Here is a 15,779-nt window from a genome sequence, read left to right on the forward strand (position 1 = left end):
TCCATCAAGTATGAGGCACAGACGCCAAACGATCGCGCGAAGAGGTCTGCACCGGATTCCCCTGATCCATTGGTAATCGGATCACGAACCAGCCACTTGGCAGTTGCGGCGCAAGGCGCGCAATGACAGGCGGCCAGGATTATTGGGTGCCACCCACGCCACGGCAATCAGATAAGTCTGATAAGGGCTACCTCAAAGCCATCGAGAAAGAATTTGTGACCGTTGCTGCGCCTCATATCAGCCCAATCTGAGTGGCGTAGTTGATCAGGTCGGCTTCTGTTTCCAGTCCGAGCTTGCGCATCGCGCTGCGTTTTTGCGTGCTGATGGTTTTGTCGCTACGTCGCAGACGTGTGGCGATCTCGTGCACCGCGAGGCCTCGCACATAGAGTTGAAACACCTCCCACTCGCGTGCGCTCATCACACCGCCGCGCCGCGGCGGCGCAGGCTCCGCGGTCGCGAGTGCGGCCCGAACCTGTTCCGATAGATGGGTGCCCCCAGCGGCAACGGCTTCGATTGCGTCGATCAATGCGTCCACGGCGTCGCGCTTGTCGACGATTCCAGTCACGCCGATATTGCGCAAGCCGGCCAACACATGCGCGCGCCCAATCATGGTCAGCACGACCACGTGGGGATGCGGCGTGCGCCGTAGCAGCCGGCGCAATAGCGGCACCGCGCTGGTGTCTCCGTCGAGTCCAGGCATGCCGATGTCCGACACGACGACGTCGCATGCGCAGGCATCGAGCAGCTTCGCGAGACCACGGGTGTCGGCAGCTTCGCCGACAATTTCGATATTCGGCTTGTCGCGCAGCAGAGATCGGACGCCCGCGCGAATGGAGTCGTGATCGTCCGCCACGACGACGTGAATCTTGTTTGGCATTCTTTTCCGTGACTTTTTTATGGTGTCGATCGGGCATACCGCACGAAATGTGTCCCCCGGTTATGCCGATATATTCGCCGCGCGCCTGCGCAGTATGTTGCCGCCCGCTTAACGGCTTTGACCAAGCCCTTCTGGCACTACGCCATACTCGACTGCGAAGCGGAACAGTTCGGCGTCGCTATTCAGCGACAGCTTGCGCATGGCCATGCACTTCTGCGCGCTGATCGTCTTCACACTACGTCCCAGCCGCGTGGCGATTTCCGTGACGCCGAGTCCTGACGCGTATTGCGTAAAAACCTCGAACTCTCGGCGAGACAGGGTGGCGCGCACGAAGTCGAGACGTTTCGTCAGCGTGACATCGGCCAGCATGGCGCGCACCGCCGGACCGACAAAACATTCGCGCGCCAGCGCCATGACCACCGCCACATGGATCAGATCGATACGATCACGTTTGCTCAGCAGCCCATCCACGCCGAGCGACATCACTTTGCGCAGCGTCGCCGCCTCCGTTTCCATTGTCAGAATGACGAGCGCCACGTTGGGATAGCGCGCCTTCAACTGCCTGACGACGTCGAACCGGTTGTCGTTGTGCCCTCCTGGCATGTAAAGGTCCATCAGCACGATATCGCAAGGACTGCGATCGACTTCGATGAACAGTTCGGCGACATCCGCCGCACGGCCAACCACCTTCAGGTCTGGATAGTTGCCAATCAGATTTTCTATAGCCAGCAGAACCAGCGGATGATCATCCGCAATGATCGTTCGAACAGGCGAGCCTGATGCAGCCATGAGGTTCATCGTCTGGCGCTCCTCGATACTTTCATTTCTCGACACCTTGTTATGTGTGACCGGCGCTCACGCAATGGTCGAGCATTTCTATTGCGACAAACATCAGAGCGCTCTGAAATGGAACGAACAACCGTATGCCTGATGCTTAGTCTTCCGATTCGAGGAGGACCGTGCCGCAGGCGCGCACACAGGAAAAAAGCGCGGGGTCGTCGTTGACGCCAAGCCGCGCCATCGCTTCGCGCTTGTGCCGGCTCACCGTGCGGCGATGGCAGCCGAGCGCCGCCGCGATCTGCACGATGGACTCGCCGCTCACGAGCCTGCGCAGGATGTCGGTCTGCCGCTTCGACAGCAGCAGGGCCGACACGAACCGACCGTTGTCCGGCTGCAAACGCGCGAGCGTATCGACTACCGAGCGGCCCAGGTAGCGCGCGCCGCGCGCACTGTCGCAGACCGCTTGCGGCAGTTCCTCGAGCGAATCGGCTTTGCCGATCACACTGACCGCGGCATCGGCGACGACGACACGCAACATCGCGGCATTCGTCTGCCCGGTCACGACGACGACGCGCAATGACGGCCACTCGCCACGAATGCGCCGGATCAGGCCGAGTCCGTCGCCAATCTCGCCGGCGGGCTCCGGCATGGAAAGATCGACGACGAGCACGTCGCACGGTGTGTGTTGCAGCAATGCGATCAACGCAGTGGGCATCTGCGCCTGACCGACGACGGACAGACCTTCGTGCGCCTCCAGTGTCGATTTCAGGCCAAGCAGGACGAACGGGTGATCGTCCGCCAGAATGATTCGAAGATTTGTCACGATTAGTCTCGCTCGTTATAAGGATGGTCGAAATGCGCGCGGCAGTGGCTGTGCAGGCGGCAGGCATCGACCTGCGTCGCGACACTCAAGCGACGTGCCGGAAAAGCCATCTGATCACCCTCGCAAATTCACGACAATCGGAGCGTTCCTAATCCAAATCAATAATCGGGATAATTTATAGTTCTACCAAGCAATATGCGCACCGTGATTCGAATCGAATCAAAATCAATTCGGCAACGCAAAGCGGGCGCTGTTCGCCCCATGTCTCACGCCGCATCGCAAGCACGCGTCGCGCGCATCGCACGCGTCGACGCGGCGCGCGGAAACACCGGCAATGCGAGCAACGCGCAAGCGCTCGCCACCGTCCACACCAGCGGCCATGCTCCGATAGACAGCAGCGCCGGAATCGCGAGCGGCGTCACGAACAGCGTGAGGAACACGCAGGTGTTGCCCATCGCGAGCGCGGTGCCCGCGCGGCGAGTACCGGCGAGCGTCGCGAGTTCGGTGAACGCGACGCCGTGCCACGCCGACGCGCTAACTCCGCCGAGTACGATCATCAGCGCGAACGGCGCGACCGCCCCGGCGCGACGCGGGCCGATGAGCCCGGTCGCGAGCGCGAGCAGCACGAAGAGCACGGCGGTCAACAGACTGCATGCCCGCATATACGCGCGGCGGTTGCCGCGCCGGTCGGTCCACGCGCCGCTCCAGACCCGCGCGATCGCGGCGCCAGTCTGCACCGCGGCCATCGTCGCGCTGATCGCGAACACGCCGGCACGCCCGAAGTCGTGCAGGAACACCGTGCCGAATGTGATCACGGCAATCTGCGGCATGCACAGCGCGCCCGCGCCGAGCGCGACGCGCCAGATCGCGATGTCGCGCAATGGGGAGATCATCGGCGGCGGTGCGCTGACGTTCGAGGAGTCCATCCTCCGACCGTTGGCCGCCGCAGCACGGGCCGTCGCAGCCGCGCGCGCCCCTTTGGGCGCCGGCGTATCGTCCGCGTGTGCGGGCTCGTGCAGCCAGCGCCACGCGAACCATGCGGTGATCGCGCACGCCAACGCCAGCACCGCATAGGCGCTCGCAAAACCAAAGTGCGAGGTGAGCACCGGCAGGACCAATGCGCCGAGTCCACCACCCGCCGGCACGGCGGTTTGGCGGATGCTCATCGCGAGGCCGCGCTCGCCTTCGCGAAACCACGCCATCACCGCTCGGCCGCTCGATCCGTTGACGCTGCCGCCCAGCAGTCCGACCAACAGCAGCCCGAGCGCGAGCGGGACGATGCCGGGCACATGCGCGCCGCCCGGCGACACGAACAGCGCGAGACCGGCGAGCGCGACCGCGGTCGACAGCAAGCCGAGCAGCAGCACCCGGCGATCGCCCCAGCGGTCGGTTAGCAGCCCCCACGGCAACTCGCTGATCGCAATGCCCAGGCCGAGCATGCCGAGCACGAGGCCGAGCCCGTGGTTGCCCAAGTGGTAGTCCGAGCGCAGGAACACCGCTGTCGTCGGAATCCCCGAAAATGCCGCCGAAAAGCTCGCATTCGCGGCAAAACCAACGCCCAGCACCTTCCAGCGATGCCGCGCGCCGCGCTCGCCGGTGCCGCCCGACGCTGTCATCGATCCGTTTTCCATCACACCCTCCGTGTGTCATTCGGGGGTATGCTACGGCTGGGCATTCCATCGGCAAAGCCAGAAATTTAGATCGCTACCATCGGAAAAACCGAATCATGAGCCAGCGTGGTTTCGACCTTGCGCAGTTGCGGACCTTCGTCGCCGTCGCCGAATCGGGCGGGGTGTCGGCTGGCGCGCAGCGCGTGTTCCTGTCGCAGTCGTCGGTAAGCGAGCAGCTGAAGAAGCTCGAGGAGCGCGCCGGCCAGCCGCTCCTCGTGCGCGGCCGGCAGGGTGTGAGTCCGACGTCCGCGGGCGAGCGCCTGCTCGAGCATGCGCGCCGCATCATCGCGATGAGCGAAGCGGCCTTCGACGACCTGCAAGGCCGCTCGCTCGACGGCGAGCTGCGCATCGCGATCACCGATTACTACCGGCCGCACGACATCGCGCGCATCCTCAAGACGTTTTCGGAACAGCATCCGCGGCTGAAGCTGCACGTGACGGTGCTGCCGAGCGCGGTGATCGACAGCGGCGCGGACGATCACGCCTCGTTCGACATCGGTTTGTCGGCGCGGCTAGTCACAGGCCAGCTGCGTGCGCGCGGCGCCGGTGCCGGTGCCGCGAGCATCGTCGTGCGGCGCGAAAGGCTGCTATGGGCCAGTTGCGCCGATGCCGCCACCCGCCCCACCGCGCCGTATCAACTGGTGCTGCTGCCGTCGACGTGTCAGTTGCAGCGCTTCGTCGTCAAGCTGCTCGACGAACACAAGGTACCGTACGTGGTGTCGCATTCGGCATCGGGCGTCGCGGGCCTGCAGCTTGCCTTGAAGGCGGGGCTCGGGATTTCCTGTCTGAACGAGTCGTCGCTCGGCGGCGGCGTGGTGGCGTGTGCCGCGAACTTCGGCTTGCCACCGCTGCCCGCCATCGAGTTTCATCTGCTGCCCCGGCGTCCGGGCGAAAGCGAGTTGGTCAGCAATGCACGTGATGCGCTCGTGCGGCTCTTCGCATGACGCACAAATCAAATTCACAGCAAAATTTATCGATCGACATCAGCTAATCACATTTACATGATGCATTGCGATCGATAAGCCGCGGCGCCGCAAAATCCGGCGCGCTGGGGCCTGCATCCATGCTGGTCCACGATTATTGGAACGCCTGTTTTCCTTTGTATTCTCTATTGACGCGTCCGATAAATTGTTGCACGCTGCTGCTGGCTACCGGGCGTTTTCAGCGCCTCACGCGTCGCTCTTTGCAGCCAGAAAGCCGCCGTCCCAGGCGCATCCAGCGCGAATCATTGTCGCAGATCAAGGTTTTGGCCGGACAATTGCATCATCATTGCGCTTCCGTACTTCGCGGTCCCGAACAAGCCCGTTCCGAATAGCGGTTAATAGCAACTCAATTAAAAGCAGCTAGTCCCGAGATGCATCGTTTCCGGATTCATAAGGCAATCCGCACACGCGCGCCGGGTATATAAATCGAGCGATAAGAACGTTCCACAACGAGGCCCGGTGTGTATCGCAAAACTATCGGCGCTGCGGTCCTGTTCGTGCTGTGCGCGCTTCACGCGCTATGGAGCGGCGCGGCGTTCGCGGCCGCCGACGCGGCCGGCGCGATGCCCCCGTCGATGGACCAGCGCATACGCGCCTGCACGTCGTGTCACGGCGAGCAGGGCCAAGGCCGCAAAAACGACTACTTCCCGCGCATCGCCGGCAAACCGGCCGAGTACCTGTTCAACCAGCTGATCGCATTTCGCGACGGCGGCCGCACCTATCCGCCGATGGGCTATCTGCTCGCGTTCCTGCCCGACGACTACCTGCGTCAGATCAGCGAGTATTTCGCGGCCTTGCAGCCGCCCTATCCCGAATCCGACCACGCTGCCCTGCCGCCGAAGCTGCTCGCCGCCGGCGAAAAGCTCGTGATGCATGGCGACGCGGCGCGCGGCATACCGGCGTGCATCGCCTGTCACGGCGCGCGCATGACCGGCACGCAGCCGGGCATTCCGGGCCTGCTCGGCTTGCACGCGAGCTATATCGCCGGACAGATGGGCACCTGGCGCTCAGGCACCCGCCACGCGCTCGCACCGGACTGCATGCGGACGATCGCGCTCAAGCTGAACGACAACGACATCGCCGCGGTATCGAACTGGCTCGCGCGCCAGCCGCGTCCCGCCGATCCCCGGCCCGCACCGGCATCCGCCGAGCGGCTGCCCCTCGCTTGCGGGAGCCAACCGCAATGAAGCCGACACTTCGCCCGCCCGGTTGGCTGCGCCCGGCAAGCATGGCTAGCGTCCTTGCGATCGGCAGCCTCGCGCTCGCGTCGCTGCTCCATGCACCGCTCGCGACGACGGCGCATGCGGCGACCGCCGCACCTCAAGGCGCGGAAGCGACCGCCACGGCAGCCACAACTGGAGGCGGCGCCGACACCCGCCCGGAGATCGTCAGACGCGGTGAATACCTCGCTCGCGCGGGCGACTGCATCGCGTGTCACACCGCGCCGCGCGGGCGGCTGTTCGCCGGCGGCCTCGCGATGGAAACGCCGTTCGGCACGCTGTACTCGCCGAACATCACGCCGGACCCGCAGTACGGCATCGGCACGTGGAGCGAGGAAGCGTTCTTCAAAATGATGCGCACCGGCCGCAAGCCGGACGGCGCGCCGATCTATCCGGCGATGCCGATCGCCCAGTACACGAAGGTCACGCGCGAGGACTCGAACGCGATCTTCGCGTTCCTGAAGACGGTCGAGCCGGTGCGTCAGCCGAATCGCCCGCACACGCTGCGCTTCCCGTTCAATCAGCGCGATCTGCTGTACGGCTGGCGCACGCTGTATTTCCACGAGGGTGAGTTCCAGCCCGACCCGACCAAATCGGTCGAATGGAATCGCGGCGCGTATCTGGTCGAAGGGCTCGGGCACTGCACGATGTGCCACACGCGCATCAATATGCTCGGCGGCTCGTCGCCGCGCGAGCAGTTCGCGGGCGGGCTGATTCCGTTGCAGAACTGGTATGCGCCATCGCTGACCTCCGACAAGGACGGCGGCCTTGGCGACTGGAGCATCAAGGACATCGTCGATCTGCTGCAGACGGGCATCTCCGATCGCGGCGCGGTCTACGGCCCGATGGCCGAAGTCACCTATCACAGCCTCCAGCATCTGAGCGACGAAGACATCCGCGCGATGGCCGTCTATCTGAAGTCGCTGCCCGACCAGGGCGGCCGCAAGACCGGGCCGAGCGCAACGCCGGACCCGACGGTGTTCGCGCTCGGCAAGCGGATTTACGCTGAGAAATGCGCGATCTGCCACGGCGACAATGGCGAAGGGCAGGTGCCGCATTACCCGCCGCTCGCGGGCAACCAGTCGATCGAAATGGACTCGAACGTCAATCCGATCCGCATCGTGCTGAACGGCGGCTTCCCGCCCGGCACCAAACAGAATCCGCAGCCGTTCGGCATGCCGCCGTTCGGCCAGGAGCTGAACGACACCGAGGCGGCCGCCGTCGTCACCTTCATCCGCACGGCGTGGGGCAATCACGGCCTGCCGGTCACGGCCCACGAGGTCAACGAGTTGCGCAAGGCGCCGCTGCATTGAGGCGCCGCACCGAAGGGCCGTACCAAAACGTCGCATAGGAGAACCATCGACATGAAAGCGAACGACCCGCCCAGCGCCGCCCCGCCGACCGACGGCGAAGTCGAACGCGTCGTCGCGGCCGGTCCGCGCGGCGCGATCGCGCTGGCCGGCATCGCCACGGTCATCGTGATGGCGATCTGGTTCGCCTTCTACTTTTTCGCGTTTCTGCCGCGCGGCATCATCCACTGACCATGTCGACCGACTCTTCTCATCAACCCGGTAGCGGCCACGCGGTCGCATTGCGCGCCGAGCGGCGCTGGGCCATCTTCGCGGTCGCGCTGATCGTGCTGATGCTCGCCGTGATCGTGTTCTCGGGCGTGCATTGGGCGATGATGCCGCCGTCGCGCGTCGAGACGATCGATCCGTCGCGTCTGCAGCTGTCCGGCGAATTCGCCGAGGACAATCTCGGCAGCGCGGTGCAGCCGGACGGCTCGGTAATCGTGCGCTTCGTCGCGCAGCAGTACTCGTTCACGCCGCAGTGTCTGCTCGTGCCCGCCGATACGCCGATCACGATCCGCACCACCAGCGCCGACGTCGTGCACGGCCTGCTCGTCACCGACACCAACATCAACACGATGGTCGTGCCCGGCTACGTCGCGACGCTGAACACGCAGTTCGACCATCCCGCCGATCACGCGATGCCGTGCCACGAATACTGCGGCTTCGGCCATCAGACCATGTGGGCGAACGTGAAGGTGATCGACAAAGCCGCCTTCTTCGACCAGGCCCGACAATCACGGAGACTGAGCTGTGTTCCACGCTAAGCGACTCGTACTCGCGCATTTCTGGCTCGCCTTCATCATGTTCGCGATCGCGTTGTGCCTCGGCGCGTGGCAAATGCTGGTGCGCAGTCCCCTGTTGCCGTGGATCGCCGATCCTGAGCTGTACTATCGTTCGGTGACCGCGCACGGCACCGTGATGGCCTACGTAATGCCGACGCTCGTCTCGATGGGGTTCGGCTACGCGATCGTCGAGCTCGCGCTCGCGCAGCGCCTCGTCGGTCTCAAATGGGCGTGGGCCGCGCTCGTCACGCTGCTGGTCGGCGCCGTGATGGCGATGGTGCCGGTCGCGCTCGGCAAGGCGTCGGTGCTCTACACGTTCTATCCGCCGATGATCGGCAGTCCGTTCTACTACCTCGGCGTCGTGCTCGTGGTGGTCGGCTCGTGGATCTGGGTCGCGCTGATGCACGTGAACCTGCGCATCTGGAAGCGCGCGAACCCCGGCAAGCCGGTGCCGCTCGCGATGTTCGCGAACGTCGCGGGCGCCTACCTGTGGGCGTGGACCGCGGTCGGCGCGGCGCTCGAAATCCTGTTCCAGATCCTGCCCGTCGCGCTCGGTCTCGCCCATACGATCGACGCCGGCCTCGCGCGCGTGCTGTTCTCATGGACGCTGCACGCGATCGTCTACTTCTGGCTGATTCCGGCGTACATCGCGTACTACACCCTGGTGCCGCGCGCGATCGGCGGACGGCTCTACAGCGATTCGATGGCGCGCGTGTCGTTCATCCTGTTTCTCGTGTTCGCGATGCCGATCGGCATCCATCACCTGTTCGTCGATCCGCAGGTCGGCGCAGGCTTCAAGTTCGTGCATGCGGTGTTCACCGGCATGGTGTCGGTGCCGACGCTGCTGACCGTGTTCACGATCTGCGCGTCGGTGGAAATCGCCGGCCGGCTGCACGGCGGCAAGGGCGCGCTCGGCTGGCTCACCGCGCTGCCGTGGCGCAATCCGATGATGCTGGTCGTCGCGTTCTCGTTCGTGATGCTCGGCTTCGGCGGCGCGGGCGGCCTCATCAACATGAGCTATCAGCTGAACTCGACCGTGCACAACACGCAGTGGGTGACCGGCCACTTCCACCTGATTTTCGGCGGCGCGATCGTCATCATGTACTTCGCGATCGCGTACGAGCTGTGGCCGCAGCTGACCGGCCGCGCGATCGTGTCGGCGAAACTGGTGCGCACGCAATTGTGGCTGTGGTTCATCGGCATGATGGTGGTCACGATTCCGTGGCATTACGTCGGCCTGCTCGGCGCACCGCGCCGCATGGCCTTCTACGACTACGCGATGGCGGGCGTGCAGGGTCAGGGTGCGTGGGTCGTCATGTCCGCGGTGGGCGGGCTGATCCTGACGGTGTCCGGCCTGCTGTTCGTCTATATCCTCGCGAAGTCGCAATTCGGCCCCGTGGTGGAGCCGCAGACGTTCCGCTTCGCGAGCGCCGCGCACCCTGTCGAGCGCGTGCCCGTCGCGCTCAATAGCTTCGGCCTGTGGGTCGCGCTGATGATCGGGCTCACGGTCGTCAACTACAGCGTGCCGATCGTCCAGTTGCTCAGACTGCCGCAGACCTCCGTACCGGCGGTCGTCATCGGAGCGCAGCGATGAACGAAGAACGCCTGTTCACCCTGCGCAACCCGTGGTTCGTGTGGAGCGTCGGCAGCACGCTCGCGATTGCGATCGTCGCGATCCTGATCGGCTTCGTATGGCTGCCGTCGGCGAGCAGCGCGTTCGGCGACCTCAGCCTGTGGGCGAGAATTTGCGGCGCCGCCGGCGTGCCGTCGAGCTGGTACAGCGGCAACGAGACCAGCCACGTGCCGAGCGACGTCGTCGTCTTGCCGCCTTCGGGCACGAATCACGCGATAGCCGACGCGATCGGCCGCGGCGCGACGATCGCGACGCAGCACTGCTCGATGTGCCACGGCGTACTCGGCACCGTGCAGGTCACCGCGCCGGCGCTCGCCGGGCAGTACGCCGACGTGACCTACAAGGAATTGCGCGACTTCCAGAGCGGCCAGCGGCAAAGCGCGGTCATGCAGGCAATCATCGCGGGACGCAGCGACCAGGATCTGCACGATCTGGCGGTGTACTACGCGTCGCTCCCGCTCCCCGCGGCGGCCGAGAAGACCCGAGCCGGCGAAGGACCCGATGCGACCGCAACCAGGCTCGTGATGCAGGGCGACCCGCAACGCAATATCGCACCGTGCGCGGCGTGTCATGGCCAACTCGATCGCAAGGGCGCGGCGCCGTGGCTCGGCGGACAGTCGGCGGCCTATCTGGCCGCGCAGTTGCAGGCGTTCGCTTCGGGCGCGCGGCGCAACGACATCAACGAGCAGATGCGCAATGTCGCGCGGCAGATGACGCCCGAGGAAATCGATGCCGTGGCGAAGTATTACGCGGCCATGCAGTAGTGGGACGGTGAGAGGTCGCGGGTTGACGCAGCGCAACGGCTCGCGTTACGCCGCGACAAACTCGCTGTCCAGTCTCCGCTCGCCGACAACACCGGCCAGCTTCGCGCCGGGCGCCGGAGCACGGCTGCGCGATTCGCTGCCGGTCCGGAACACCGCCACCGCCGTCGACAGGCGCCGCGCCTGATCTTCCAGCGAACTCGCCGCCGCGGCCGCCTGCTCGACGAGCGCCGCGTTCTGCTGCGTGACCTCGTCCATCTGACCGACCGCGCGATTGACCTGATCGATGCCGGTGCTCTGTTCGAGCGCCGCCGCCGCGATCTCGTTCATGATGGAACTGACGCGCGCGATCGCCCCGACGATGTCGTTCATCGTCGTGCCCGAGCGCTCGACGAGCTGCGAGCCCTGCTCCACGCGGGTGGTCGACGCGTCGATCAAGCCCTTGATCTCCTTGGCCGCCGCCGCGCTGCGCTGCGCGAGCGAGCGCACTTCGCTCGCGACGACCGCGAAGCCGCGTCCCTGCTCGCCCGCTCGCGCCGCCTCGACTGCGGCGTTCAGCGCGAGGATGTTGGTCTGGAACGCGATGCCCTCGATCACGCCGACGATATCGGCAATCCGCCGCGAATCGTCGACGATGCCGTGCATCGTGCCGACCACCTGCTCGGTCAGCTCGCCGCCCCGCGCGGCCAGCGTCGAGGCGCCCTGCGCGAGCGAGCTCGCCTCTTTCGCGTTGTCGGCCGTCTGCTTGACCGTCGTGGTCAGCTCTTCGATGCTCGCGGCCGTTTCCTCGAGCGCCGCCGCCTGCTCCTCGGTGCGTTGCGACAGATCGGCGTTGCCGGCCGCGATCTCGCTGACGCCGGTATCGATCGAATCGGTACCTTGACGAACCGCGTTGACGGTCGCGATCAGCGACTCCTGCATCTTGCGCAGCGCGGCCGCGAGACGGCCCATTTCGTTGTCGCTGAGCACCTCGATGCGGCCGCTCAGGTCGCCATCGGCGATGCGCTGGAACCGCGCGATCGTCGCATCGACCGGCGTGACGATCGCGCGCACGAGCACGAAGCGGGCGAGCAGGCCGCCGACCAGCGACAGCGCAATGCCGATCGCCACCGCCGTGCTGATCGCGTAGAACAGGTCCTGCGCATCCTTGTAGCGCTGTGCGCCGTGATCGAGTTGCAACTGCTCGAGCGCGAGCATGGCCTTCTCGTACGCGCTGTACAGCGACGGCAGTTTATGCGCCTGCGATTGCTGGAAGGCGTTGGTGTCGCTCGACTTCAGCGCGGCGAGCGTCGGGTCGACGCCGTCGTGCAGGAACGCGTCGCGCTTCTGCTGCATGTCGGCGATCAGACGCTGCTCATCGGCATCCGTGCCCGCATGGCTCAAATAGTGGGCAAGCCGCTCGTCAGAGGCTTTGCGGTACTGATCGAAGCGCTTGAGCACGGCGCTCGCGCCGTCCTGATCGTTCAGCGCGACGAGCGACGCGTACGTCGCGAGCGCGAGCCGCAGGCGCAGCAGTTGGCCGGCGCTGCCTTCGAGGTCGGCGACGGCGGGCGTGTCGACCGTGTACATCTGTTGCAGCGACGCGTTCGACGAGCGCAGCGACAACAATCCCGCGGCCGCACCGAGCAGCAGCACGATGCCGAAGAACACGATCATCAGGGTAAGGCTGGTGCGAATCGACAGCTTTTTCAACATCGGACTGGTCTCCTTGGGCTGCCCGGCCGATGGTTCCGTATCGTTGACGATAGCTGCACGGCCACGCAGGCTGCGCCCACGCCGTTCGGCCCGGTCCGCAACTTGTCTGAAAATTAAGCAAACAGCACATTCGGGACAACGGCGTATCGGCCGAAAACTTTATGGTTGATCGCTCGTCCGGCTTGCGTTACATCAATAGAGTCTCGAAGCCCGTCTGCTGAAGCCCTTCTGTCGAAGCCCCTTCCTGCCCGGGGCGCGCCCATGTCGGAAATCGGTTCGGCCGTACTCGTGTTCGCGCTGCTGCTGATCGCCACCGGCCTCGGCGTCGGGGTGCGGCCGCTGCTGCCGGAAGAGCACAAGGCACACGAGACCGTACAGCTCGTGCAGCTCGTGATCGGCATGCTGGTGACGTTCGCCGCGCTGGTGCTGGGATTGATGACGGCATCGGCGAAAGCGAGCTTCGACACCGCGTCGAACGATATGCGCAGCTATGCGGCCGAACTGATCGAATTCGACTCGACGCTGCGCGAGCTCGGCAGCGCGGCCGACGAATCGCGGCGCCTGTTGCGCCAGTACACGGCGGCGGCGATCGCTTCGACATGGCCGCGCGAGCCCGCGCCGAGCGGCGACTATCCGCACGATCTCGGGCCGCCGGACAATCCGCAGCAACTCGAAAACGTGCGTCTGGGCGATATGCTGACCACGGTGGGGCGGCAATTGCGACAGCTGCGCACGCAGGATGCATTGCAGCAACGTGCGCTCGATGACGCGTTGACGCAGTACCGGCGCGTCATCGATGCGCGCTGGAAAATCATCGAGGAAGCGCACAGCTCGATTTCGCAGCCGTTCTTCAGGACGCTGACGTTCTGGCTAGGCGTGATCTTTCTGAGCTTCGGGTTGATCGCGCCGCGCAATGCGTTGGCGCTGGTGACGATATCGCTGGGAGCGGTGTCGATTGCTTCGGCGGTTTATGTGATCGTCGATCTCGACACGCCGTTCACCGGGCCGATCGTGATTTCGAGTCTGCCGTTGCGGATACGTTGGAGCATTTGAGTCGGTGAGTTTCTGACGGAATGCCCCGTCCGCGCGCGTGACGTAAAAAAAGCCGGCAAACAGAAGGCAGAAAAGCCCGCTTTCCTGGCAGAAAGCGGGCCTCTGTTTTTGTGTCGATCAGCGGGACGCTGGTCGGCTCGGCATCGAGCCGCAACGATCAGAACGGAATATCGTCGTCCATCTCGTCGAAGCCACCGCCAGCCGGCGCGCTCGGACGGCTCGCACCGCCACCGCCGCTACCGCCACGCGAACCGCCGCCCGACGACATCGCGCGACCACCACCGCCGCCGCTACGCTCCGACGGCTCGCCACGGCTATAACCGCCTTCATCGCCGCCACCCATCGACGCGCCGCCGCGGCCGCCGAGCATCTGCATCTGCTCCGCGACGATCTCAGTCGAATAGCGATCGGTGCCGTCCTGCGCCTGCCACTTGCGCGTGCGGATGCGCCCTTCGAGGTACACCGACGAGCCCTTCTTCAGATATTCCGCCACGATTTCCGCTAGGCGGCCGAAGAACGCGACGCGGTGCCACTCGGTCGCTTCCTTCATCTCGCCCGACGCCTTGTCCTTGTAGCGGTCCGTCGTCGCAAGGCGGATGTTCGCCACTGCGTCGCCGCTCGGAAGATAGCGGACTTCCGGATCGGCGCCGAGGTTGCCGACCAGAATGACCTTGTTCACGGATGCCATGAATTTCTCCTGTTGATTCCTGTTGCAGGCGGCGCGGCACTACGCGGTTCGCGTCTCACGGCCGGCAGGCCCGAGACCAGAAGAGCGCCTCTGCCCGCCGCCGGGTGAGTTCTGGATGATTCGGGAGGTGCCCCGAGCACGCTCTGTTACGCCTTGCGCGGCGGCTGTTTCATCTTTGCGGCGATTATAAGCCAGCAAAATACCAGCCCGGAGCAGGCGAAGAAAACCGCGCTCTGGCCGTTAACCTTCAGGAGCCAGCCGCCGATCATTCCGCCCAGCGCAAGACCGATCGACTGCGTGGTGTTGTACACGCCGGCCGCGGCTCCCTTGCGGGTACCGGGCGCGAGCTTCGACACCAGCGAAGGCTGCGAGGCCTCGAGAATATTGAAGCCGAGAAAGTACACGAACAGGATCGCCGCCACACTCAGAATCGTATGCGGAGCAACGCCCAATAACAACTGGCCGATCAGGATAAGAGCGATCGCCGACAGCAGCACGAACTTCATCTTGCCGCGCTTCTCGGCGGCGATGATCGCCGGCACCATCATCACGAACGACAGCCCCATCACCGGCAGATACACCTTCCAGTGTGAAGCGACCGGCAGCCCGCCCGCTTCGAGAATGCGCGGCACGACGAGGAACAGCGCGGTTTGCGTGGCGTGCAGCACGAGCACGCCGAAATTCAAACGCAGCAACTCGACGTTGTGCAGCACTTCGGCGAACGGCGCGCGCACATGCACCGGCTTCGGCGCATCGGGCACGACCCATATCACGACGCCGATCGCGAGAATCGAGAACACGCCGACCAGCGTGAAGAGCCCGCTCATGCCGAGCCAGTGGAACACGATCGGCGCGCCGACGATCGCGACCGCGAACGACACGCCGATGCTGCCGCCGACCATCGCCATCGCCTTCGTGCGATGTTCCTCCGAGGTCAGATCGGCGATGAACGCGATCACCGCCGACGACACCGCACCCATCCCCTGAATCACCCGGCCGACGATGATCCACGTCATGTCGTGCGCGGCCGCCGCGACGAAGCTGCCGATCGCGAAGATCAGCAGGCCCGTCGCGATCACCGGCTTGCGGCCGACCTTGTCGGAGATCCAGCCATAGAAGATGTAGAGCATCGACTGCGTGACGCCGTACGCGCCGAGCGCGATGCCGACGAGCAGCACGTTTTCGCCGCCGGGAATGGTCTTCGCGTAGATCGAGAACACCGGCATGATCATGAAGAGACCCAGCATGCGCAGCGCGAAGATGGCGGCAAGCGACACGGTCGCGCGCAATTCGGGCGCGCTCATGCGTGTGGAGATGGCGGACGGATTGGACATCGAAGCGTTGTTTGAATGAACCGGGCGGCGAGCCCGTGGGGACAGCCTTGGCCGCCGGCACAGTGGAGCAGAACGAACAGGCAGGCGGCTAGCCCCGGCATATCGGCGGGTCCGCGCCGACGAGACGC

Annotated in this window: 14 protein-coding genes and 1 pseudogene; 8 read left to right on the top strand and 7 right to left on the bottom strand. The window is 65.0% G+C overall.

The genetic code is table 11. The features are described 5' to 3' along the window. Positions 1-232: 232 nt before the first annotated feature. From OKW28_RS38650 to OKW28_RS38665, 4 genes are all read right to left on the bottom strand, one after another. Positions 233-877 carry a response regulator transcription factor gene (locus OKW28_RS38650; RefSeq protein ID WP_184053864.1) on the bottom strand — a complete coding sequence of 215 codons (645 nt, stop codon included), beginning with the start codon at positions 875-877 and terminating at the stop codon, positions 233-235. A 108-nt stretch (positions 878-985) separates the two neighbouring features. Continuing rightward, a complete protein-coding gene (locus OKW28_RS38655; protein ID WP_090802973.1) occupies positions 986-1,675 on the bottom strand; it encodes a response regulator transcription factor in 690 nt (229 codons plus the stop codon). A gap of 136 nt (positions 1,676-1,811) precedes the next feature. After that, positions 1,812-2,480: a response regulator gene (locus tag OKW28_RS38660; RefSeq protein WP_429453266.1), complete on the bottom strand. Its 669-nt coding sequence runs from the start codon at positions 2,478-2,480 to the stop codon at positions 1,812-1,814. Positions 2,481-2,746: 266 nt separating this feature from the next. After that, positions 2,747-4,111, bottom strand: a complete 1,365-nt coding sequence (locus tag OKW28_RS38665; RefSeq protein WP_429453268.1) for an MFS transporter — start codon at positions 4,109-4,111, stop codon at positions 2,747-2,749. Between the two features lie 95 nt (positions 4,112-4,206). Between OKW28_RS38665 and OKW28_RS38670 the strand changes: the two genes are divergently transcribed. From OKW28_RS38670 to OKW28_RS38700, 7 genes are all read left to right on the top strand, one after another. Continuing rightward, positions 4,207-5,094 carry a LysR family transcriptional regulator gene (locus OKW28_RS38670; RefSeq protein WP_429453269.1) on the top strand — a complete coding sequence of 296 codons (888 nt, stop codon included), beginning with the start codon at positions 4,207-4,209 and terminating at the stop codon, positions 5,092-5,094. A gap of 500 nt (positions 5,095-5,594) precedes the next feature. Further along, positions 5,595-6,320, top strand: coding sequence for a c-type cytochrome (locus OKW28_RS38675; RefSeq protein WP_429453270.1), 726 nt, complete (start codon positions 5,595-5,597; stop codon positions 6,318-6,320). Continuing rightward, entirely contained in the window at positions 6,317-7,666 is a 1,350-nt protein-coding gene (locus OKW28_RS38680; RefSeq protein WP_429453272.1) for a c-type cytochrome, read from the top strand. The genes OKW28_RS38675 and OKW28_RS38680 overlap by 4 nt, the downstream gene beginning before the upstream one ends. Before the next feature lie 51 nt (positions 7,667-7,717). Next, positions 7,718-7,894, top strand: coding sequence for a hypothetical protein (locus OKW28_RS38685; protein WP_429453274.1), 177 nt, complete (start codon positions 7,718-7,720; stop codon positions 7,892-7,894). Between the two features lie 2 nt (positions 7,895-7,896). Further along, positions 7,897-8,469 carry a cytochrome C oxidase subunit II gene (locus OKW28_RS38690; RefSeq protein ID WP_429453276.1) on the top strand — a complete coding sequence of 191 codons (573 nt, stop codon included), beginning with the start codon at positions 7,897-7,899 and terminating at the stop codon, positions 8,467-8,469. After that, positions 8,456-10,081, top strand: coding sequence for a b(o/a)3-type cytochrome-c oxidase subunit 1 (locus tag OKW28_RS38695; RefSeq protein ID WP_429453278.1), 1,626 nt, complete (start codon positions 8,456-8,458; stop codon positions 10,079-10,081). The genes OKW28_RS38690 and OKW28_RS38695 overlap by 14 nt, the downstream gene beginning before the upstream one ends. Continuing rightward, complete coding sequence (locus OKW28_RS38700) at positions 10,078-10,884, top strand: c-type cytochrome (protein ID WP_429453280.1); 807 nt, start codon at positions 10,078-10,080, stop codon at positions 10,882-10,884. Before OKW28_RS38695 ends, OKW28_RS38700 begins: the two co-directional genes overlap by 4 nt. Before the next feature lie 45 nt (positions 10,885-10,929). On the opposite strand, the gene OKW28_RS38705 is transcribed toward OKW28_RS38700, so the two are convergent. Continuing rightward, a complete protein-coding gene (locus tag OKW28_RS38705; RefSeq protein ID WP_429453282.1) occupies positions 10,930-12,576 on the bottom strand; it encodes a methyl-accepting chemotaxis protein in 1,647 nt (548 codons plus the stop codon). Between the two features lie 261 nt (positions 12,577-12,837). Between OKW28_RS38705 and OKW28_RS38710 the strand changes: the two are divergent. Beyond that, positions 12,838-13,637 (top strand): annotated as a pseudogene (locus tag OKW28_RS38710) (hypothetical protein). A 149-nt stretch (positions 13,638-13,786) separates the two neighbouring features. Here OKW28_RS38710 and OKW28_RS38715 read toward each other — a convergent pair. Both OKW28_RS38715 and OKW28_RS38720 read right to left on the bottom strand, forming a co-directional pair. Next, positions 13,787-14,317: a single-stranded DNA-binding protein gene (locus OKW28_RS38715; protein ID WP_090802962.1), complete on the bottom strand. Its 531-nt coding sequence runs from the start codon at positions 14,315-14,317 to the stop codon at positions 13,787-13,789. Between the two features lie 146 nt (positions 14,318-14,463). Further along, positions 14,464-15,651 carry an MFS transporter gene (locus tag OKW28_RS38720; protein WP_429453284.1) on the bottom strand — a complete coding sequence of 396 codons (1,188 nt, stop codon included), beginning with the start codon at positions 15,649-15,651 and terminating at the stop codon, positions 14,464-14,466. Positions 15,652-15,779: the final 128 nt, after the last annotated feature.

It is taken from the genome of Paraburkholderia sp. 40 (genome assembly GCF_050434105.1).
GTDB lineage: Bacteria > Pseudomonadota > Gammaproteobacteria > Burkholderiales > Burkholderiaceae > Paraburkholderia > Paraburkholderia tuberum.